16 protein-coding genes and 1 pseudogene are annotated in these 19783 nt (G+C 72.6%); 9 read left to right on the top strand and 8 right to left on the bottom strand.

What is annotated here, in order from left to right; translation table 11 throughout:
• Nucleotides 1–77 precede the first annotated feature (77 nt).
• Nucleotides 78–809: pseudogene (locus AB0K02_RS11785) on the top strand (uracil-DNA glycosylase).
• Here the strand turns inward: AB0K02_RS11785 and AB0K02_RS11780 are convergent.
• The 4 genes from AB0K02_RS11780 to AB0K02_RS11765 form a co-directional block, all read right to left on the bottom strand.
• Entirely contained in the window at nucleotides 745–2871 is a 2127-nt protein-coding gene (locus AB0K02_RS11780) for a xanthine dehydrogenase family protein molybdopterin-binding subunit (RefSeq protein ID WP_365992214.1), read from the bottom strand. The pseudogene AB0K02_RS11785 and the gene AB0K02_RS11780 sit on opposite strands and share 65 nt — an antisense overlap.
• Entirely contained in the window at nucleotides 2868–3863 is a 996-nt protein-coding gene (locus AB0K02_RS11775) for a xanthine dehydrogenase family protein subunit M (protein WP_365992213.1), read from the bottom strand. The genes AB0K02_RS11780 and AB0K02_RS11775 overlap by 4 nt, the downstream gene beginning before the upstream one ends.
• On the bottom strand, nucleotides 3860–4435 hold the full coding sequence (locus AB0K02_RS11770) for a 2Fe-2S iron-sulfur cluster-binding protein (RefSeq protein WP_365992212.1): 576 nt from the start codon (nucleotides 4433–4435) through the stop codon (nucleotides 3860–3862). Before AB0K02_RS11770 ends, AB0K02_RS11775 begins: the two co-directional genes overlap by 4 nt.
• 128 nt (nucleotides 4436–4563) lie before the next feature.
• The gene (locus AB0K02_RS11765) at nucleotides 4564–6174 is read right to left on the bottom strand and encodes an FAD-dependent oxidoreductase (protein WP_365992211.1); all 1611 of its coding nucleotides are present in this window, start codon (nucleotides 6172–6174) and stop codon (nucleotides 4564–4566) included.
• A 164-nt stretch (nucleotides 6175–6338) separates the two neighbouring features.
• Here AB0K02_RS11765 and AB0K02_RS11760 point away from each other — a divergent pair, with 164 nt between their 5' ends.
• On the top strand, nucleotides 6339–6491 hold the full coding sequence (locus AB0K02_RS11760; protein ID WP_365992210.1) for a hypothetical protein: 153 nt from the start codon (nucleotides 6339–6341) through the stop codon (nucleotides 6489–6491).
• A 43-nt stretch (nucleotides 6492–6534) separates the two neighbouring features.
• On the top strand, nucleotides 6535–6897 hold the full coding sequence (locus tag AB0K02_RS11755; RefSeq protein WP_365992209.1) for a hypothetical protein: 363 nt from the start codon (nucleotides 6535–6537) through the stop codon (nucleotides 6895–6897).
• Nucleotides 6898–6948: 51 nt separating this feature from the next.
• Here the strand turns inward: AB0K02_RS11755 and AB0K02_RS11750 are convergent, their stop codons facing one another.
• The 4 genes from AB0K02_RS11750 to AB0K02_RS11735 all read right to left on the bottom strand — a co-directional run bounded on the left by AB0K02_RS11750 (nucleotide 6949) and on the right by AB0K02_RS11735 (nucleotide 9692).
• Nucleotides 6949–7656, bottom strand: a complete 708-nt coding sequence (locus AB0K02_RS11750; RefSeq protein ID WP_365992208.1) for a DUF6766 family protein — start codon at nucleotides 7654–7656, stop codon at nucleotides 6949–6951.
• Between the two features lie 87 nt (nucleotides 7657–7743).
• On the bottom strand, nucleotides 7744–8157 hold the full coding sequence (locus tag AB0K02_RS11745) for a hypothetical protein (RefSeq protein WP_365992207.1): 414 nt from the start codon (nucleotides 8155–8157) through the stop codon (nucleotides 7744–7746).
• 5 nt (nucleotides 8158–8162) lie between these two features.
• On the bottom strand, nucleotides 8163–8555 hold the full coding sequence (locus AB0K02_RS11740; protein ID WP_365992206.1) for a DUF6479 family protein: 393 nt from the start codon (nucleotides 8553–8555) through the stop codon (nucleotides 8163–8165).
• A 132-nt stretch (nucleotides 8556–8687) separates the two neighbouring features.
• Nucleotides 8688–9692, bottom strand: coding sequence for a LacI family DNA-binding transcriptional regulator (locus AB0K02_RS11735; RefSeq protein WP_365992403.1), 1005 nt, complete (start codon nucleotides 9690–9692; stop codon nucleotides 8688–8690).
• Between the two features lie 402 nt (nucleotides 9693–10094).
• Between AB0K02_RS11735 and AB0K02_RS11730 the strand changes: the two genes are divergently transcribed.
• Genes AB0K02_RS11730 through AB0K02_RS11705 form a run of 6 tightly spaced genes read left to right on the top strand, consistent with a single transcriptional unit; the run spans nucleotide 10095 to nucleotide 19715 of the window.
• On the top strand, nucleotides 10095–11393 hold the full coding sequence (locus AB0K02_RS11730; RefSeq protein ID WP_365992205.1) for a sugar ABC transporter substrate-binding protein: 1299 nt from the start codon (nucleotides 10095–10097) through the stop codon (nucleotides 11391–11393).
• Nucleotides 11394–11417: 24 nt separating this feature from the next.
• Nucleotides 11418–12389 (top strand): sugar ABC transporter permease, encoded by a 972-nt coding sequence (locus AB0K02_RS11725; protein ID WP_365992204.1) that lies wholly within the window; start codon nucleotides 11418–11420, stop codon nucleotides 12387–12389.
• Nucleotides 12386–13246, top strand: coding sequence for a carbohydrate ABC transporter permease (locus AB0K02_RS11720; RefSeq protein WP_365992203.1), 861 nt, complete (start codon nucleotides 12386–12388; stop codon nucleotides 13244–13246). The genes AB0K02_RS11725 and AB0K02_RS11720 overlap by 4 nt, the downstream gene beginning before the upstream one ends.
• A gap of 36 nt (nucleotides 13247–13282) precedes the next feature.
• Nucleotides 13283–14605: a glycosyl hydrolase gene (locus AB0K02_RS11715; RefSeq protein ID WP_365992202.1), complete on the top strand. Its 1323-nt coding sequence runs from the start codon at nucleotides 13283–13285 to the stop codon at nucleotides 14603–14605.
• Between the two features lie 30 nt (nucleotides 14606–14635).
• The gene (locus AB0K02_RS11710) at nucleotides 14636–16654 is read left to right on the top strand and encodes an endo-beta-N-acetylglucosaminidase (protein WP_365992201.1); all 2019 of its coding nucleotides are present in this window, start codon (nucleotides 14636–14638) and stop codon (nucleotides 16652–16654) included.
• Nucleotides 16655–16682: 28 nt separating this feature from the next.
• Nucleotides 16683–19715 carry a glycoside hydrolase family 38 C-terminal domain-containing protein gene (locus AB0K02_RS11705; protein ID WP_365992200.1) on the top strand — a complete coding sequence of 1011 codons (3033 nt, stop codon included), beginning with the start codon at nucleotides 16683–16685 and terminating at the stop codon, nucleotides 19713–19715.
• Nucleotides 19716–19783: the final 68 nt, after the last annotated feature.

Genomic DNA, 19783 nt, shown 5'->3' with positions numbered 1-19783 from the left:
TCGCGCAGGGGGACGCCGACGCCGGTGAACCCGGCTTCCCGGCGCGTGCAGCCTCGCACTGCTCCGGTCTCGGTGAGCTGGACGCGCAGGTCGCACGGTGCCGGGCCTGCCCGCGTCTCGTCGCCTGGCGGGAGGGCGTCGCCGCGGAGCGGCGGGCCGCGTTCCGGGAGTGGGACTACTGGGGGCGGCCCGTCCCGGGGTTCGGGCCCGACGACGCGGTCCTCGCCGTCGTCGGCCTCGCCCCGGCCGCCCACGGCGGCAACCGCACCGGCCGGATGTTCACCGGGGACGACTCCGGAGACGTCCTGTTCGCCGCGCTGCACGCGGCCGGACTCGCCTCGTAGCCCACCTCCACCCACCGCGGTGACGGCCTCCGCCTGCGGGGTGTGCGGGTCACCGCTCCCGTCCACTGCGCGCCGCCGCAGAACCGGCCCACCCCGGAGGAACGGGACACCTGCCGCCCGTGGCTCGCAGCGGAACTCGGGCTGCTGACCGGGCTGCGCGGCGTCGTCGTGCTCGGCGCCTTCGGCTGGCAGGCGGTGCTGCCCGTTCTCGCCGCCGCCGGATACCGGGTGCCGCGCCCGCGCCCCCTGTTCGGGCACGGCGCCCATGTGACGCTGCCGGGCGGGGACGGGGCCCGCGAGCTCCACCTCTTCGGCTGCTACCACCCCAGCAGGCGCAACGTGTTCACCGGACGCGTCACCCTGCCCATGCTCGTCGAGGTGTTCCGCGGCGCGGCCCGTGTCACCGGCCTGGACCCGGCGCCACCGGCGTCCGGTGCAGATGTGCCAGGACCTTGTCCGGGGTGAGGGGCGGCTCCCGCAGCCGGGCGCCGACGGCATGGTGGACCGCGTTGCCGATCGCCGCCGCCGTGCCGACGATGCCGATCTCCCCGATGCCCTTGCTCCCCATGGGGTTGAGATGCGGGTCGTCCTCCTCGATCCAGTGGGCCTCGACCGCCGGCACATCGGCGCAGACCGGTACGTGGTAGGTGGCGAGGTCGCACTCGGCGAAGTCGCCGAAGCGTTCGTCCATGGTGCTGCCCTCGGTCAGTGCCATGCCAAGGCCCATCGTCATGCCGCCGATGAACTGCGAGCGCGCGGTCAGGGGGTTGAGGATACGACCGGCCGCGAACACACCCAGCAGCCGCCGTGTCCGCACCTCGCCGGTCACCGCGTCGGCCTGGACCTCGGCGAACACGGCCCCGAACGCGTGCCGCGCGTACGGCGTTTCCTCGGCCGTCTCCGCCTTCGTGTCGGCGGCGACCGTCAGGCCCTCGGCCGGCACACCGCCCGGCAGCCCGGTCAGCCGCGCCGCGAGCTCCGAAGCGGCCTTGTGCACCGCCCATCCCCACGACGCCGTACCCGCCGAGCCGCCCGCCAGCATCGCCGCCGGCAGTTCGCTGCTGCCGATGTCGATCCGCACCGCGTCGAGCGGCGCGTCCAGCACGTCGGCCGCGATCTGCGCCAGCACGGTCCGCGCACCGGTGCCGATGTCCGTCGCGTTGACGGCGATCCGGTACGTGCCGTCGGCGGCCGCGTGCGCGGTGGCGCGCGAGGGAGCGATGTAGAAGGGGTAGGTGCTCGAGGCGACGCCCGTGCCCAGCAGCAGATCGCCCTCCCGCCGCACCCCTGGCCGCGGATCCCGGTCGTGCCAGCCGAAGCGGCGCGCCCCCTCGCGCAGGCAGGCGACGAGACCGCGGCTGCTGAACGGACGGCCGCTGTCGGGCTCCCTGTCCGGCTCGTTGCGCACCCGCAGCTCCACCGGATCGATCCCGGCCGCCTCCGCGAGCTCGTCCATCGCGGACTCCAGCGCGTACATCCCGGACGCCTCTCCCGGCGCCCGCATCCAGGAGGGCGTGGGCACGTCGAGGGCGGCGACCCGGTGCACCGTACGGCTGTTGGGGGAGGTGTACATGACGCGGGCGGGCACCGCGGCCTGCTCCACGAATTCCCGCACCCGCGAGGTGTGCGTGACCACGTCGTGGTCCAGCGAGGTGATCACCCCGTCGGGCCCGGCTCCGATCCGCACCCGGTGCAGCGTGGGCGCGCGGTGCCCGACGACGGCCGCCAACTGCCGCCTGGGGAGGGCGAGGGTGACCGGGCGTCCCGTGTGGCGCGCGGCCATCGCGGCGAGCACCACCTGGGGCCGTGGCGTGCCCTTGGAGCCGAATCCGCCGCCCACGTGCTCGGAGACCACCGTGATGTCGTGCCGGTCCACCCCGAACATCCCCGCCAGGACGTCCCGTACGGTGCCGGCGCCCTGGCTGGAGTCGTGCACGATCAGCCTGCCGTCGCGCCATTCGGCGGTCGACGCGTGCGGCTCCATCGGATGGTTGTGGAGCGCGGTCAGCGTGTACTCGGCATCCACCCGCACCGCGGCCGCGGCGAACGCGCCGTCGGCGTCGCCGCGTTCACGCGTGCCCGGGTAGCCCCCGTTGACCTCGTCGGGCGTGTACAGGTCCGGACGGTCGCGGGCGAGCCGTACGTCGTGGTCCTCGGTCGCGTACGTGATGTGCACGGCGGCGGCGCCCGCGCGGGCGTTCTCCAGCGTGTCCGCCACGACGAGGGCCACGTACCAGCCGCGGTGCGGGACGCGTGCGTCCTGGAGCAGGGAGAGCGTCCGGTCGTCGGAGGGCACGAGCCGCGGCGCGTTCTCGTGGGTGAGGACGGCGAGGACGCCGGGGAGCGCGAGTGCGGCGCCGGCGTCGACCGCCGCGACGCGGCCGCGGGGCACACCGGCGGCCACGGGCCACGCGTGCGCCCTTCCCGCCGGACGGGCCTCGGCCGCGTAGCGTGCCCGTCCGGTGACCTTGTCGCGGGCCTCCAGACGGGCGGTGTCCGCGCCGAGGGCGCGGGCGGACAGCTTCATGACGCCTCCTGTGACCGCACGAGACCCGACAGCACGTCGACGGCGACGTCGCCGGCGAGCCGTACCTTGAACGCGTTGTCGCGCAGCGGCTCGGCCGCGTCCAGCTCCGCCTCCACCGCCTGCTCGAACGACGCCGCCGTGGCCGGCGCGCCCAGCAGCCGTTCCTCGGCCGTCCAGGCCCGCCACGGCCGGTGGGCGAGCCCGCCGAAGGCGAGCGCCGCATGCCGGATCCGGCCGTCGTCGACGGCGAGGACCGCCGCCACGGAGACCAGCGCGAAGGCGTACGAGGCCCGGTCGCGCACCTTGCGGTACACGGAGCGGGCACCCGCGGGCGGGGGCGGCAGCTCCACCCCGGTGATCAGTTCGCCGTCCTCGATCACGGTGTCCCGTTCGGGCCGGTCGCCGGGCAGGCGGTGGAAGTCCGTGACGGGGACGGCGCGTTCGCCGCCCGTGCCGCGCAGCCGGACCGATGCGTCGAACGCGGCGAGGGCGACGGCCATGTCGGAGGGGTTCGTGGCGACACAGTGCTGCGAGTGTCCGATGACGGCCAGATCGCGGTGCACCCCCTCCCGCGCCGGGCACCCCGTCCCCGGCACCCGCTTGTTGCAGGGCTTGGACACGTCCTGGAAGTACGTGCACCGGGTGCGCTGCAGCAGATTGCCGCCGGTCGTCGCGGCGTTGCGCAACTGACCCGACGCACCGGCGAGCAGGGCCTGCGACAGGGCCGGATAGCGGGAGCGCACGGCGCGGTGGGCGGCGAGGTCGCTGTTGCGGACGGTGGCGCCGATCAGCAGACCTCCGCCGGGCGTGTCGTCCACCGTGTCCAGCGGCAGCCGCCGGACGTCCACCAGCACCTCGGGAGCCGTGACGCCGAGCTTCATCAGGTCGACGAGGTTGGTGCCGCCGGCGAGGTACTGGGCGCCGGGACGGGCGGCGTACGCCTCGACGGCTTCCTCGGGGCTCGTGGCGCGGACATACGCGAACGGCTTCACGGCTTCGCCTCCGCGACCACGTCCTCGACGGCGGCCACGATGTTGGCGTAGGCACCGCAGCGGCACAGATTGCCGCTCATCCGCTCACGGATCTCCTCGCGCGTGAGCACCACGGCGCCGCCCGCGTGGTCACCAGCCGTGACCTGGGACGGATGACCTTCCGCGGCCTCGGCCAGCATGCCGGCCGCGGAGCAGATCTGGCCCGGTGTGCAGTATCCGCACTGCAGGGCGTCGCGCGCCACGAACGCCTCCTGGAGCGGATGCAGCCGCCCACCGTCGGCCAGCCCCTCGGCCGTGGTGATCCGCGCTCCGTCGAATGCCACCGCGGGCAGCAGACACGGGAGCATCCGGCGGCCGTCCACCAGCACCGTGCACGCCCCGCACTGGCCGTGGTCGCAGCCCTTCTTCGGCCCGGTCACGTCCAACCGCTCGCGCAGCGCGTCCAGCAGCATCGTGCGGTTATCGAGGGCGATCGTGTACGCGACGCCGTTGACATGGAGGGTGAGGACGGAGCTGTGGGTGTCCGTCGCACCGGCCGTCTCCTCGCTCCCCTGTGGCCTGCTCGGATCCACGCCTGGCACCTTTCCGTGTCGCGTCCGCGGCACCGCGGGCCGCCCGGCGGCGGCTCTTCCAGCCTGTGGCGGATCGCGCCGTCGCGCTCGCCGAGCGCGACGGGCGACGCGCTTCCCGTGCGTTCGGCTCAGGGCTCGTCCGCGCCTGGCGTGCCCGGCGCGTCCCGGCCGTCGGCGTCGTCGGCGCCGGTGACGTCGTGCTGTTCGAGCGGGCGTACGGCCGGCCCCTGGAGCACCGATCCGTCGACGCCGAACCGGGAGCCGTGGCAGGGGCACTCCCAGGTGCGTTCCGCGGCGTTGAACGACACCAGACAGCCCAGATGGGTGCAGCGGGCCGACACGGCGTGGCACACGCCCTCGTCGTCGCGGTACACGGCGCTGCGCCGCCCGGCAAGACGCACGACCGCTCCCGTGCCGGGCGGGATGTCGTCCGCCGAGTCCACGTGGGTCGTGCGCAGCCGGTCGCCGACGAAGTGCTGGGCGACCTCGGCCTGCTGGGAGAGCATCGTCGGCGCCTCGCGCAGGGTGCTCCACAGCCGGCGGGGGTCGTACAGCCGCGTCCAGGGCGGAGTGACGGCACAGATCAGGTCGGTGATCAGCCGTCCCGCCATGACACCGCTGCTCATGCCCCACCCGCCGAAGCCGGTCGCCACGAAGGTGTGCCGGGCGCCCGGGTGGAAGGCGCCGACGAGCGGGACCGAGTCGCTCGGGTCGTTGTCCTGCGCGGCCCAGCGGTAGCGCGTCTCGGTCACCGGGAAATGGGTGTGCATCCAGTCGTCCAGACGGCGGAACCGCTCGCCCACGTCGGCGGCGCCCGGCGTGAAGGACTCACCGGTCACGATGAGCAGCCGGCTGCCGTCGTCGAGCGGCGCGGTGCGCACCGACCGCTTTGTTCCCTCTTCGCAGATGTACATGCCGTCCGGATCACGGTCGGCCGGCAGAGGACCCGCGACGACCAGTTCCCGGCGCGGCGACATCCGGGTGAACAGCAGCGCCCGGTCGAAGACGGGGAAGTGGGTCGCCACCACGACGTCGCGGGCCGTGACGGTGTATCCGTTCTCCGTGGTGACCTGGCACGGTGTGCCCTCGCGCAGCCCGGTCACGCGGGTGCGCTCATGGATGGCGTTGCCGTACGCCGTGAGGTCCGCGGCCAGCGCGAGAAGGTACTTGCGCGGGTGGAACTGCGCCTGGCCGTCGATCCGCACGGCGCACGCCGGAGTGAACGGCAGCCCCGTCGACTCGACGTACGAGGCGTCCAGGCCGGCCGCACGCGCGGCCTCGGCCTCGGCGCGCAGCGCCGGGCGCTGCGCGGTGTCGCGGGAGTAGGCGTACGCGGGCACGCGCTCCAGCTCGCACTCGATGCCCAGTTCGGCGCAGATCTCGGCCACGCGCTCGACCGCCGCCTGCTGCGAGCGCGCGTACAGCTGCGCGCCCTCCGTGCCGCGCGTGCGGCGCAGCCGGTCGTAACGCAGCCCGTGCTGGGCGGTGAGCTTCGCGGTCGTGAAGCCCGTGACCCCGGATGCGATGCGGTCCGCCTCCAGGACGGCGACCGAGCGTCCGGCCCGGGTCAGTTCCCAGGCGGTGCTCAGCCCTGCGATCCCTCCGCCGACCACGACGGTGTCGACCGTCGTGTTACGGGTCAGCGGCGGATACGAGGTGCTGTCCGTGGTGCGGAGCCAGTGCGATTCGGTGGTGCGCGGAGGCGAGGTCACGGGAGGGGTGGGGGCGTCGTTCGGCATGCCGTGCGAGTGCCCCGCCCTCCGCGACCGAAGCATCGCCCCTGCGGCTTTTCGCTCGGCCGCCGGGACTGACGTGCCGCATCGCGGGTACCCGCAGCTCACGAGAACGACAACACCGTTCCGGCGCCGCCGCCGGTACCGAGGGACCAGAGGAGGTGTCAGCAGTGGATCCCCACGCCGACACCGAACCGTTGAGCAGCGACATCCCCGAGCATGAACGGGTGCGGACCTGTCTGCCCGCCGTCGTCCGGCACGGCGACGAAACGGAGCGGGGCGACAGCGGTGCCGACCCGGTCATCGTCCGGGGCGAGGACTGATCCCCCGGGACAACCGCCTGACTGCGTATGGGAGGCGCGGGCCATGGACGGAGCCGGACTGTCGCAGAGGGAACGCGCGATACTGGCCGGGATGGAAGAGCACCTGCGCACTGACGTGCTGCTCGACCGTCGCCTCGCGACGATGCGCCCGGGACGGTCGTTGACCGAAGCCGCCGGCCTGCTCCGGGAGCGTCTGCTCGCTCTCGGCACCGGCCTGGCCGGTGCCCTGACGGCGGTCCTGCTGGTGATGGCCGCGTCGTCCTCGTCGACCGCCCTGATCTGGGCGTTCGCCGCGACATGGGTGCTCACCCTGAGCGGGCTGAGCCTGCTGGTCTGCCGGTGGTCACGGCGGCTCGCGGCCGGCCAACGCGGCACGGACCCCTCAACCGGCGACCCGAAGGACTGAGCCCGCGGCCGTACTCCGGGCCCGTCCCGTACGCTCCCGGGCCCGTCGGCGTCAGCCCTCGACGCCCGTCGCCTCGTGGGAGGAGCCCACCGGCTTCGACTCCGGTGAACCCCGCTGGCGGAGATAGACCGACAGGATCACCATCGACGCCACCGCCAGCAGCTCCGACTGCCAGTTCTGCAGCGTGCGGTCCCAGAAGTCGGCCGACAGGACGTACTGGCCCCAGCTCATCGGCGCCTGCAGCCCGCGCAGATGCTCCTCGTTCAGGGCGACCATGCCCGCGATCGACTGAGCGGTCCACGAGGCAAGGAAGATCGCGCCCATGACGAGGCCGAGAGAGCGCGAGTACAGCGCCTGGCGCAGCCCCCCGGTGAAGGCCGAACGCGGCGAGTCGGGCCGCGCGAAGGCGCCCATCCGCTGTTCCCGGTCCGATTCGGTGCCCGCCTTGTGGAGCTGTTTGGACTCCGGCGACCCCAGCTGCAGGAGCCAGACGGTGAGGAAGATGAAGAGGAAGAACTGCAGGTACTCCGACTGCCAGTTCTCCGTGACGTCCACCGCGAACCGCGACGAGGTGACGTACTGTCCGAACCCGATCGGGTAGAGGTGCTCAGCGGTGAGTTCGCTGTTGAACTTGGCGTGTCCCGCGAACGCCTGACCCACGAGCGTGAGCAGGAACGCCGTGCCGAAGATCAGGGTCAGACCGTTCTGCTGCAGGGTCTTGAGGAAGGGGCCGCGCGGGGCGGGCTGCTGGCCGCTCAACGGTGCAGCACCCCCAACGCGATGAAGTACGCGAGCCCCAGCCCCACCACGGCGAGGCAGAGGACGAACAGGAACCGGGTCATCCGCTCATTCCCCCTTCACTTCGCAGGTGTAGGGCAGGCCGCCCGTCCTCGGTTCGCAGCCGGCCGCCGTGATCCGCCAGCCGTCGCGGAAGGTGGACAGGAAGAGCGTGTCGTGCCGCAGAACGACCCGGGCCTGACGGCCGTAGACGTCGACGCGTTCGACCGCGCCGCCGGCGGGCACCTCCGCGTCACTCAGCGCGGCGGCACACGACGTCTTCGCGGAGTCCTCGAGCTCCTCCACGGTTCCGGGGGCGAGAACGGCGCAGGCGCGCTCGGTCTGTCCCGAGCGGAGCGCCGCCTCGAACCGTTCGACGGCTCGTGAGGCGGCGCTCTCGCGCTCGGTGACCGACGCGCACCCGCTCAGCAAGAGCACCCCCGCCGCGGCGGCGGCGGGGAGCAGGAACGGACGGGGCGGCATCGGGGTCAGCCGCCGTGGCCGCCGCTGCCGAAGGCCCCGCCGCTCTCGTCGGAGTCGCGGGGCGGCTCCTTCTCGGGGGCGAGCCGGGACGGCATGTTCCCGTAACCGTGCAGTTCGTGCGGCGTCAGGCGGCCAGGCGCCTGGTGGCCCTCGGCGGGGTCCACCTCGTCCGGCTCGAGACGGCTCTCGTAGTGGCTCTGGTGCTCGGGCGGAACAGGTTGCTCCTCCCGTGCCGGAGGTGTGTCGCGCCGCCTTCTGGCGCCTACCTGCCAGACGATCCACACCAGCAGGACCAGCAGGCCGAGCACGACGAGGAGGAAGACGATGACCGCCGGTGCTCCCTCGCCCGCGGCGAGCAGCGTGGCGGCGTCCTGAGCCGTTTGACTGTAAGTGGCCATGACTATCGCGTACCCATTCTGGCTCTCTTATCAGCCAGTATGGACCCGGACGCCCTAATTGATGCCGCGGGGCGGATCCCCTGTGCCCACGGGATGCGCCGACCTGCGGCGTCCGGGCGGGGGTCGTGGGCGTCAGCCGTGGACCGGTGCCGTGCTCTCCCGTTCGATCAGCTCCGGCAGCGGCACCTGCACCGAGCGGGCCGTGCCGCCGTCGAGCAGCGCCGTGAGCTCCTGGGCCGCGATCCGCCCGAAGACGACCGGATCCCGGGAGAGCGCGGTGAGGTAGGGGTGCACCATGCGGCAGAGCACGGAGTCCTCCCACGACACGATCGACACGTCCGCGGGCACGGCCAGGCCCAGGCCCGCGACGACGGCGGCGCCGGCCGCGGCCATCACGTCGTTGTCGTAGACCAGCGCCGTGGGCGCGGCCTCCGACGACAGGACGCGCCGGGTGACGGCGGCGCCTTCCGTGTCGGAGTAGTCCGTCGTCACCGACCGCACCTCCGTCAGTCCGCGCCGCTCCGCCTCGTCGCGCAGCGAACGGATGCGCCGGTCGGTGTGGGCCAGCGAGGGCAGCCCGGCGATGTGCACGATGCGGTGGTGGCCGAGCTCGTGCAGCCGGCCGACCACGTGCGCCATGGCGCCGCTGTCGTCGGCCCGCACCTCCGAGAGGTTGGGGTGCCGGTCGGGCAGACCCCCGATGACCACGCCCGGCAGCCCCAGCTCGTCGAGGAGGGCCGGCCGCGGGTCGTCCGTCCGGGGGTCGACCACCAGCACACCGTCGACCCGGTGCTCGGCCCACCAGCGGCGGTGGACCGCGCACTCGGCGGCCACGTCGTCCACCATCTGGAAGAGCAGGCCCAGCTGACGCTCTGCCAGGACCTCCTGGATGCCGGAGATCAGCTGCAGGAAGAACGAGTCCACGCCCAGTGTGGTCGCGGGACGGGCCACGACCAGACCGACGGTCGCCGCGCCTTCCCCCGACAGCGCGCGGGCGGCGGTGCTGGGGCGCCAGCCGAGCTGCGCGGCGACGCGGCGGACGCGGTCACGGGTGATCTCCGAGACGCCCGGGCGGTCGTTGAGCGCGAAGGACACGGCGCTCTCCGAGACGCCGGCCCGCTGAGCGATGTCCTTCATCGTGGGCCGCCGGGCGGGAGTGCGCCGCGGCTGCGAAGTGTCCCTGACGGACGGGGTGTCGGCAGTCACCCGGACCCCTTTCCCAAGTCTGCGTGCCCGGCGCGAGCAGGCCGGTACACGGGCATCCTATGGCTTGCCCCGGGCCGGACGACAACAGTCGCCGATGGATCACTAAAGCGCTTGAGTACCAAGGTCCTAAAGCGCATTAGTCGATCTCGCCAAGGAATATCGACTACGGCTCTGACCTGCTGAGATGTCCACCAGCACCGAATGTGCGCGACGAATGTGTTGACTTTCTCCCCAGGCCCCGTGCAAGGTCTGCTGGGCGTGCGCAGCCGGCCGCCTGACCGAGCCGGCCGCCGTGTCCCGCCACGCCTCTGTGCCGAGCAAAGGAGCCGTTCCGTGCGCATCAACCGCAGGGCCTTCGCCGCTGCCGCCGTCATCGCCGTCGTCCTGCCGCTGAGCGCCTGTGGCGGCGGTTCCGGTTCGGGCGCGGCCGACGGCTCGGGCAGGATCGAGGGCAAGGTCGAAGGCGAGATCACCTTCCAGACCTGGAACCTCCAGGCCAACTTCAAGGACTACTTCAACGGCCTCATCGCCGAGTTCGAGAAGCAGAACCCGGGCACCGAGGTCAAATGGGTCGACCGGCCGGCCGAGGGATATGCCGACAAGATCAGCGCCGACGCCGCCGGCGGCACCCTGCCCGACGTCGTCAACGTCTCTCCCGACCTCGTCGCGCCCCTCGCCGAGGCGGGCCTCGCGCTGGACCTCGACAAGGCGGCGCCGCAGTACAAGAAGGAGTACCTGCCGGGTGCCTGGCAGGCCCACGAGGTACCGGGCGTCGAGGGTACGTACGCCTTCCCCTGGTACCTCAACACCGGTCCGCTCTTCTACAACAAGCGCCTGCTGAAGGAGGCGGGGCTCGACCCGGAGAAGCCGCCGACCACCTACGACGAGGTCTTCGACTACGGCCTGAAGATGGCCGAGAAGAGCAAGGGCGAGGTCGCCACCCTCGCGAACGTGCCCACCATCGAGGACTTCGGCCGCTACGGCGTGCCCCTGATGAACGAGGAGGGCACCGGCTTCGCGTTCAACGACGCCAAGGGTGTCGAACTGCTCACCCGCTACAAGGAGTTGTTCGACGCGGGAGCTCTGGACGCCCAGGCGCTGACCGCGACGCCCGAGTCCTCCGGCCACAAGTTCCTCACCGAGTCCGTCGCCATGAACCCGGGCAGCGCGCTCGACCTCGGCAAGTTCAAGAAGGAGGCCCCGAGCCTCTACGAGAACATCGGCATCACGGACCAGATCACCAGCACCGGCAAGGTGAACATGTACGTGATGGGTGTGATGGTCAACGCCCGGACCGAGCAGAAGCCCGCGGCCGTCGCCTTCGCCCACTTCGTGACCGACGCGACCCGCCAGATGGAGTTCGCGCGGCAGGTCGCCATCTTCCCGAGCACCGCCGGCTCCCTGGACGACCCCTACTTCACCAAGGAGGACGGAACCGACGAGACCCGGGTGCGGATCGCGGCCGCCAAGTCCCTGAAGACCGCGGTCAACTACACGCCGGTGCTGTTCAGCGAGCAGATGAAGACCGAGCTGCGCAACGCGGTCGCCCGTGCCCTGCAAGGGAAGCAGAGCCCCGAGGAAGCGCTTGACAACGCTGTCAAGACGTGTGACCGACTGCTGAAGCAGAGCTGAGCGGCCGAGCTGACCGACATCGCCATGAAGACCTCCACCGCCTCCGAGGCGATCTCGTCCGACCCAGCCGCGTCCGGCCCGGCGCCCGGGAGCTCCGGCTCCCCGGAGCGCCGGCCCGGCGGCGCCGTCCGCCGCCATCTGCCCTCCAGCCCCTGGCTGTTCGCGGCGCCCGGCCTGCTCGTCGTCGGCGCGTTCGTCCTGTACCCGTTCCTCAGCACCCTGGTCAACGCGTTCACCGACCGGCGCACCCTCGTCCCCGGCCAGTTCGTCGGACTCGCGAACTTCCGCGAACTGCTCGGCGACGAGATGTTCTGGATCGGCCTGCGCAACAGCACCCTCTACGTCCTCGGTGTCGTGCCCGCGCTGGTGATCCTGCCGCTGCTCCTGGCGATGCTCGTGCGGCGCCACATCCCCGGCATCACCTTCTTCCGCTCCGCCTTCTACACCCCGGTCGTCGCCTCCATCGTCGTGGTCGGCCTCATCTGGGTGTGGATGCTGGACGACCGCGGCCTGGTGAACGCGGTGCTGGAGGCGGTGGGCGTCGGCCGGATCGGCTTCCTCAGCGACCAGTGGCTCCTGCTGCTGAGCGCGATGGCCGTCACGGTCTGGAAGGGCCTCGGCTACTACATGATCATTTATCTGGCGGCGCTGGCAGACGTACCGCGCGAGCTGCACGAGGCCGCGGCTGTCGACGGAGCCGGACCCGTACGCCGCTTCTTCTCCGTCACCGTGCCGACCGTCCGCTCCACCATGGTCCTCGTCGGGGCGCTCTCCGCCGTCGCCGCCTTCAAGGTCTTCTCCGAGGTCTACCTGATGGCCGGGCCGAGCGGCGGCCCCGCGGGCGAGGACACCACGCTCGTCATGCTGGTCCAGCGCGTCGGCACGGGCCTGTCCGGCCGGGTCGGCTACGCCTCCGCCATCTCCGTCGTCGTCTTCGTCGTCACCGTCGCGCTCATGCTCCTGGTGCTGCGCGCCGACCGGAAGGAGGACGCGTGAGCAACCGGGGCATCACCGACGCCGAGGGCAAGCGCATCCCCGCCACCCAGCTCGTCCTGCGCTACGTCCTGCTGCTCGCCGTGCTCGCGCTGACCGTCGGGCCGTTCCTGTGGCAGCTGTCCACGTCGCTCAAGGGACCGCACGAGGACATCTTCAGCTCACCGCCGCGGTTCCTGCCGAGCGACCCGACGTATCGCAACTACACGCGCGTCGCCGAGACCATCCCCGTGTGGGACTACGCGTTCAACTCGCTCAAGGTCGCCGTCGCCAACGTCCTCACCAACTGCGTCGGCGCCGCCCTCGCCGGCTACGCGCTCGCCCGGCTCGGCTACCGCGGACGCAGCGCCGCCGTCCTGGCCTTCGTCCTCGCCATGCTCGTCCCCGTCGAGGGCATCATCATCGCCCAGTTCACCACCATGCGGGACCTCGGTCTCAACAACACCCTGCTCGGTGTGCTGCTGCCCGGGTCGGTCGCGGCGCTGAACGTCCTGCTGATGCGCAACGCCTTCCTCAACCTCCCGCAGGAGGTGGAGGACGCCGCCTTCGTCGACGGCGCCAACGTCTGGCAGCGGTTCGTGCGCATCGCGCTGCCCTCGGTCCGGGGCACCCTCGCCGTGGTCGCGATCTTCGCCTTCATGGGCGCCTGGGACGACTTCCTGTGGCCCCTGATCGTGCTCAGCGACCCCGAGAACTTCACCCTGACCATCGGCCTCAACTACCTCCACGGCACCTTCGCCAACGACGAACGGCTCGTCGCGGCGGGCACGATCATCGCCGTGCTGCCGCTGATCGTCCTCTTCGCCTGCCTCCAGCGGTTCTTCTTCCGCGGCGTCGGCGAGGGCGCCGTCAAGGGCTGACCGACACCACGACGAGATTGGGGACACCGCCTCTCCATGAGCACCGCCCCCCTGCGCTTCGGCGCCAACTACACCCCCAGCGAGGGCTGGTTCCACCACTGGCTGGACTTCGACATCGATGCCGTGCGCGCCGACCTCGACTCCGTCGCCGCCCTCGGCCTCGACCACATCAGGGTCTTCCCGCTCTGGCCGCTGTTCCAGCCCAACCGCACCCTCATCCGCCCGCGCGCCGTCGACCAGCTCGTCCGACTCGCCGACGCCGCGGCCGAACGCGGCCTGGACGTCAACGTCGACGGACTGCAGGGACACCTGTCCAGCTTCGACTTCCTCCCTGCATGGACCCGGACCTGGCACCGGCGCAACATCTTCACCGACCCCGATGTCGTCGCCGGACAGGCCGCGTACCTGCGCACCCTCGCCGCGGCCCTCGCCGACCGGCCCAACTTCATCGGCATGACCATCGGCAACGAGGTCGCCCAGTTCGCCGCGGCGCCCCACCCCGACCCCGACCGCGTCACCCCCGAGCAGGCCGGCGGCTGGCTGGAGCGGCTGCTCGCGGCCTGCGAGGAGGGCGCGCCGGGCCGGATGCACCTGCACGCCGAGTACGACGCCTCCTGGTACCAGGACGACCAGCCCTTCACCCCCGCCCACGCGGCCCGCATCGGCCCCGTCACCGCCGTGCACTCCTGGGTCTTCAACGGCACCGCCCAGCGGCACGGCCGCACCGGCACCGCCACCGAGCACCACGCCGCCTACCTCATCGAGCTGTCCAAGGCATGGGCGCTGGACGCCCGCAGGCCCGTGTGGCTCCAGGAGGTCGGCGCCCCCGCGCCGCACATCCCGGCCGAGCACGCCGCCGCCTTCACCGAGGCCACCGTCGCGGGCGCACTGGACTGCCCGGACGTGTGGGGCGTGACCTGGTGGTGTTCCCACGACGTCTCCCGCTCACTGGCCGACTTCCCCGAACTCGAGTACGGCCTCGGCCTGCTGACCAACGACCGGCAGGTGAAACCGGCCGGACAGGCCGTCGCCCGCATCGCCGAGGCGTGGCGCGGACGCGAGCACCGCCCCGCCCCCCGTACGACCGCCCTCGTCGTCGACGCGGGCGACGAGGACACCGCGCCCCGGCGCTCGGTGTGCGCCCCCGGCGGCCCCGTCTTCGAGGCGTTCGCGCGCCTGACCGCTGACGGGGCACGACCCACCACCGTCCTCGCGAGCCGCGCCGGCGACCGGGCGCATCTCGCCGCCCGCGGCATCACCGAGGTCGTCACGCCCGAACAGGCCGGTGTCACCCCCGAGCCGGTCCAGGGGGTCGTCCGGTGGATCAGGGCCGGACAACCCCCTCGCACCGCACCGTAAGCCGTCCACGACACGATACGGAGCACCGTCATGACCCCCCGCCTGAGCAGACGAGCCGTCCTCGCGGCATCCGCGGCCGCCGCCCTCACCCCGGCCCTCGTGCCGGGCACGGCCGCCGCCGCGAAGGAGAAGGCGCTCGGCGCGCCGTACGCCTCCTACTGGTACCCCGACTCGCTGCCCTCCGGCAGCCCCGGAGAAGGCATCACCTGGCGCAGCCTGAAGTCCTGGCGGGCCGAGCAGGACACGGACCTGCCCTTCAACAGGTCCGCCGTCCCGCTCGCGCGCCGGTTCACCCCCACCCCGGTGAACCGCACCGCCCGCGCCGGCCAGGCCCGCATCCAGTCCCTCGTCTCCTTCGCGCCCACGGCCTCCAACCCCTCCCAGGGCGCGCCCACCGCCGACTACTACGCCACCACCCACTGGGCGTACGTCGACGAACTGGTCTTCTGGGGCGGCTCGTCGGGCGAGGGCCTGATCCTCGCGCCCAACGCCCCCGTCGTGGACGCGGCCCACCGCCACGGCGTGCCGGTGCTGGGCAACGTGTTCCTGCCGCCCGTCGCCTACGGCGGTCAGCTCCGCTGGACCCGCGACCTGGTGCAGAAGGACGCCTTCGGCCGCTACCCCCTGGCCGCGCAGCTCGTCGCGGTGGCCGTCGCGTACGGCTTCGACGGCTGGTTCGTCAACGCCGAGACGGGCGGCGGCGACCGGGCGCTCGCCACCGACATGCGGGGCTTCCTCACCGAGCTGAAGAGCCTCGGCACCGCGAAGGGCCTGCGCGTCACCTGGTACGACTCGATGACCGTGGACGGGTCGGTGGACTGGCAGGACGCCCTGAACGACCGCAACCGGCCGTTCTTCGAGGCCGCCGACTCCATGTTCCTCAACTTCAACTGGACGCGCGCCGACCTCACCTCCTCCGGGCAGCTGGCGCAGCGGACGGGCCGCAGCCGGTACGAGCTGTGGGCGGGCGTCGACGTGGAGGCAAGCGGCTGGAACAAGTCCGTCGACTGGGACGCCGTCCTCCCCGAGCACACGGACGACGTCGTCTCGCTGGGCTTCTACCGGCCCGAGTGGACCCGCAACCATCTCCCGGCCGGACGCACCCCTGCCCAGTTCCACGCCGCCGACGACCGCTTCTGGAGCGGACGATCGCTCGACCCGTCCCGGCCGGACACCTCCGACACCTGGCGCGCCCCGGCGCTCGCCGTCGCCGACCGCTCGACGGTCACCGCCCTGCCGTTCGCGACCGTCTTCAACGCCGGGCACGGCCTGCGCTGGTACGAGGCGGGCAGGGCGGTCTCCGACACCCCGTGGAACCACCTCGGCCTCCAGGACCGCATGCCGTCCCGCCAGTGGGTCGTGCGCACCGAGGGGACCCGGCCCGCCGTCGGGTTCGACTTCGCCGACGCCTGGCACGGCGGCAGCAGCCTCCACGTCGACGGAGCCCTCGACGCGCCGGCCACGCTCGACCTGTACGCGACACGGCTGCCGCTCGCCGCGGACACCGTCGTGGAGCTGACGCACCGCGCCGACGCGGGAGAGGTCGCCGTCGAGCTGGCCGTCGCCACGGCGGAACCCGCCGGACCGGGCGAGCCCCACCCGTACACGTACATCCCCGTGGGCCCCGCCGGACCGGGCTGGACCACGCGGACCGTACGGCTCACGGGCCTGACCGGGACCGTGCACGCCCTCGGGGTCCGGCTCACCGGCAGCGGCGGCCGGGTGTCCTGGCGGCTCGGCGCCCTCGCCGTGCGCGCCGCCGGGACCGTGCCCCCGCCCGCCGCCCCCACGGCCCTGCGCGTCACCGACGCCTCGGCCGCGGGTCTGCGCTTCGCCTGGCGGCCCGCGCCCGGCGCCGTGCGCCACCACACCCTGCACCGCCTCCTGCCCGACGGGACGCGGCGCTTCCTCGGCGCCACCTGCCAGCGGGCCTTCTTCGTCCCCGGCCAGAAGCCCGAACAGGGCGAGCGGGCGGCCCGGTTCGAACTCCGCGCGGTGGGGGAGCTGTACAGCGTGTCCACCGCCGCGACGACCGACCACCTCTGGTAAATCACCCCCGACCCCCGGAGCACCCCTCATGCATGACGACCGCACCCTCGTCGAGGCGCGTCTGAGGCGCGTCCTCGACGAACGCATCCGCCCCGCCGTCCACCCCGCGTCCGTGCCGCTCGACGTCGCGGTGTGGAACGCGCCGGGCGAGCCCGTCCCGGTCGCCGAAGGACTCGCCGCGACACCCGCGCCGATCGCCGTGGGCGACCGGTGGGGTGCTCCGTGGGGCACCAGCTGGTTCACCGTCACCGGGACCGTGCCGGCCGAGTGGGCCGGCCGTACGGTCGAGGCGATCCTCGACCTGGGCTTCGACGAGAACATGCCCGGCTTCCAGTGCGAGGGTCTGGTCTACCGCCCCGACGGCACCCCGGTGAAGGGCCTCAACCCGCGCAACCAGTGGGTGCGCATCGGCGCGCCCGTCGCCGGCGGCGAAGAGGTCCGGCTGCACGTCGAAGCCGCGTCCAACCCCGTGATCCTGGACTACCACCCCTTCGTCCCGACGCGGCTCGGCGACAAGGAGACCGCCGGCAGCGAACCGCAGTACCGGCTCGCCCGCATGGACCTCGCCGTCTTCGACGAGACGGTGTGGCAGCTCGTGCTCGACCTGGAGGTGCTCGGCGAGCTCATGCACGAGCTCCCGGCGGACGGCCCCCGCCGCCACGACATCCTGCGCGCCGTGGGCCGCGCGCTGGACCGCGTCGACCTCCAGGACGTGAACGGCAGCGCCGCGGCCGCCCGCGCCGAGCTCGCCGGGGTGCTCGCCACCCCGGCCGAGCCCTCCGCGCACCGCATCAGCGCCGTGGGCCACGCCCACATCGACTCGGCGTGGCTCTGGCCGCTGCGCGAGACGGTCCGCAAGGTGGCCCGTACGACGTCCAACATGACGGCACTGCTGGAGGACGAGCCGGAGTTCGTCTTCGCCATGTCGCAGGCGCAGCAGTTCGCCTGGGTCAAGGAGCACCGGCCCGAGGTCTACGCCAAGGTCAAGAAGGCGGTCTCCGAGGGCCGGTTCGTGCCGGCCGGCGGCATGTGGGTCGAGTCCGACACCAACATGCCCGGCTCCGAGGCCATGGCACGGCAGTTCGTGCACGGCAAGCGGTTCTTCCTCGACGAGTTCGGCATCGAGAACGACGAGGCGTGGCTGCCGGACACCTTCGGCTTCGCGGCCGGGCTGCCCCAGATCATCAAGGCCGCGGGCTCAAAGTGGCTGCTCACCCAGAAGATCTCGTGGTCGCAGACCAACAAGTTCCCCCACCACACCTTCCTGTGGGAGGGCATCGACGGCACGCGCATCTTCACGCACTTCCCGCCCGTCGACACCTACAACTGCTCGATGAAGGGCAGCGAGATCGCCCACGCGGCGAGGAACTTCAAGGACAAGGGCGCAGCCCGCCACTCGCTCGCGCCGACCGGCTGGGGCGACGGGGGCGGCGGCACCACCCGCGAGATGGTCGCCAAGGCGGCCCGGCTGCGCGACCTCGAAGGGTCGGCCACCGTGACGTGGGAGACCCCCGCGGAGTTCTTCGCCAAGGCCGAGGCGGAGTATCCCGCTCCGCCGGTGTGGGTCGGCGAGCTCTACCTGGAGCTGCACCGCGCCACCCTGACGAGCCAGGCCAAGACCAAGCAGGGCAACCGGCGCAGCGAGCACCTGTTGCGCGAGGCCGAGCTGTGGGCGGCGACCGCCGCCGTGCGGACCGGATTCGCCTACCCGTACGAGCAGTTGGACCGCATCTGGAAGACCGTCCTGCTGCACCAGTTCCACGACATCCTGCCCGGCTCGTCCATCGCCTGGGTGCACCGCGAGGCGGAGAAGACCTACGCGGCCGTCGCCGACGAGCTGAACGGCATCATCGGCGAGGCCCAGCGGGCCCTCGCCGGAGACCCGGCGGCCGGCCGCGAACTCGTCTTCAACGCCGCCCCGCACGAGCGGCACGGTGTCGCGGCCGGCGGCGCCGCCGTGCCCGCCGAAGCGGGCGGCGCCCACCTGACCGGGCGCGACGGCGGCGGTTTCGTTCTCGACAACGGCCTGCTGCGGGTGGAGGTCGACGCCGACGGCCTGATCGTGTCCGCGTACGACATCGCCGCCGAGCGCGAGACGGTCGCGCCCGGCCGGGCGGCCAACCTGCTCCAGATCCACCCCGACTTCCCGAACATGTGGGACGCCTGGGACGTCGACGCGTTCTACCGCAACACGGTCACGGACCTGACCGACGCCGACGACGTGTCCCCGGTCGACGCCGGGTCGTCCGCGGCCGTGCGCGTCGTCCGCAGCTTCGGCGCGTCGAAGGTCACGCAGGTGCTCACGCTCACCCCCGGGGCCAAACGCCTCGACATCGACACCGAGGTCGACTGGCACGAGACGGAGAAGTTCCTCAAGGCGTCCTTCCCGCTCGACATCCACGCCGAGCGGTACGCATCGGAGACCCAGTTCGGCCACTTCCACCGGGCCACCCACACCAACACCAGCTGGGAGGCCGCCAAGTTCGAGGCGTGCAACCACCGCTTCGTCCACATGGAGGAGCCGGGCTGGGGCGTCGCGCTCGTCAACGACTCCACGTACGGCCACGACGTGACCCGCACCGTCCGCGCCGGCGACTCGGGCACCACGACCACCCTGCGGGTGTCCCTGCTGCGCGCGCCGCGCTTCCCCGACCCGGAGACGGACCAGGGCGTGCACCGCTTCCGCCACGCGCTCGTGCCGGGCGCCTCGATCGGCGACGCCGTCCGCGAGGGCTACCGCGTCAACCTGCCCGAGCGGCGCGTCCCGGGGGACACCGCGGTCGCACCGCTGGTCGGCGTCGACAACGACGCGGTCGTCGTCAGCGCCGTGAAGCTCGCCGACGACGGCAGCGGCGACGTCGTGGTGCGGCTCTACGAGTCGGCGGGCGGCCGCGCGAGGGCACGGGTCGTTCCCGGCTTCACGGCGGGCACGGTCACGGTGACGGACCTGCTGGAGCGCCCGCTCGCCGACTCGCTGCGGCACGAACTCGAGGACGGCACCGTGCGGTTGAGCCTGCGCCCGTTCGAGCTCGTGACGCTGCGTCTGACGCGCGGCGCCTGACAGCCGCGCGCACGGCCCGCCGCCTCACGCACCCCGGGGAGCCCGGGGGCGGCGGGGCCGTGTGGGCG

Origin of the sequence: Streptomyces sp. NPDC049597 (assembly GCF_040675505.1) — a bacterium.
Taxonomy (GTDB): Bacteria; Actinomycetota; Actinomycetes; order Streptomycetales; family Streptomycetaceae; genus Streptomyces.
The sequence above is the reverse complement of the archived record's forward strand: the minus strand, read 5'-3'. Positions and strand labels throughout refer to the sequence as shown.

Coding starts and splice junctions, on each gene's coding strand:
- AB0K02_RS11725 (WP_365992204.1), top strand. CDS start 11,418: ATGAAGACCTCCACCGCCTCCGAGGCGATCTCGTCCGACCCAGCCGCG.
- AB0K02_RS11735 (WP_365992403.1), bottom strand. CDS start 9,692: ATGAAGGACATCGCTCAGCGGGCCGGCGTCTCGGAGAGCGCCGTGTCC.
- AB0K02_RS11765 (WP_365992211.1), bottom strand. CDS start 6,174: ATGCCGAACGACGCCCCCACCCCTCCCGTGACCTCGCCTCCGCGCACC.
- AB0K02_RS11745 (WP_365992207.1), bottom strand. CDS start 8,157: ATGCCGCCCCGTCCGTTCCTGCTCCCCGCCGCCGCCGCGGCGGGGGTG.
- AB0K02_RS11740 (WP_365992206.1), bottom strand. CDS start 8,555: ATGGCCACTTACAGTCAAACGGCTCAGGACGCCGCCACGCTGCTCGCC.
- AB0K02_RS11705 (WP_365992200.1), top strand. CDS start 16,683: ATGCATGACGACCGCACCCTCGTCGAGGCGCGTCTGAGGCGCGTCCTC.
- AB0K02_RS11755 (WP_365992209.1), top strand. CDS start 6,535: ATGGACGGAGCCGGACTGTCGCAGAGGGAACGCGCGATACTGGCCGGG.
- AB0K02_RS11780 (WP_365992214.1), bottom strand. CDS start 2,871: ATGAAGCTGTCCGCCCGCGCCCTCGGCGCGGACACCGCCCGTCTGGAG.
- AB0K02_RS11715 (WP_365992202.1), top strand. CDS start 13,283: ATGAGCACCGCCCCCCTGCGCTTCGGCGCCAACTACACCCCCAGCGAG.
- AB0K02_RS11710 (WP_365992201.1), top strand. CDS start 14,636: ATGACCCCCCGCCTGAGCAGACGAGCCGTCCTCGCGGCATCCGCGGCC.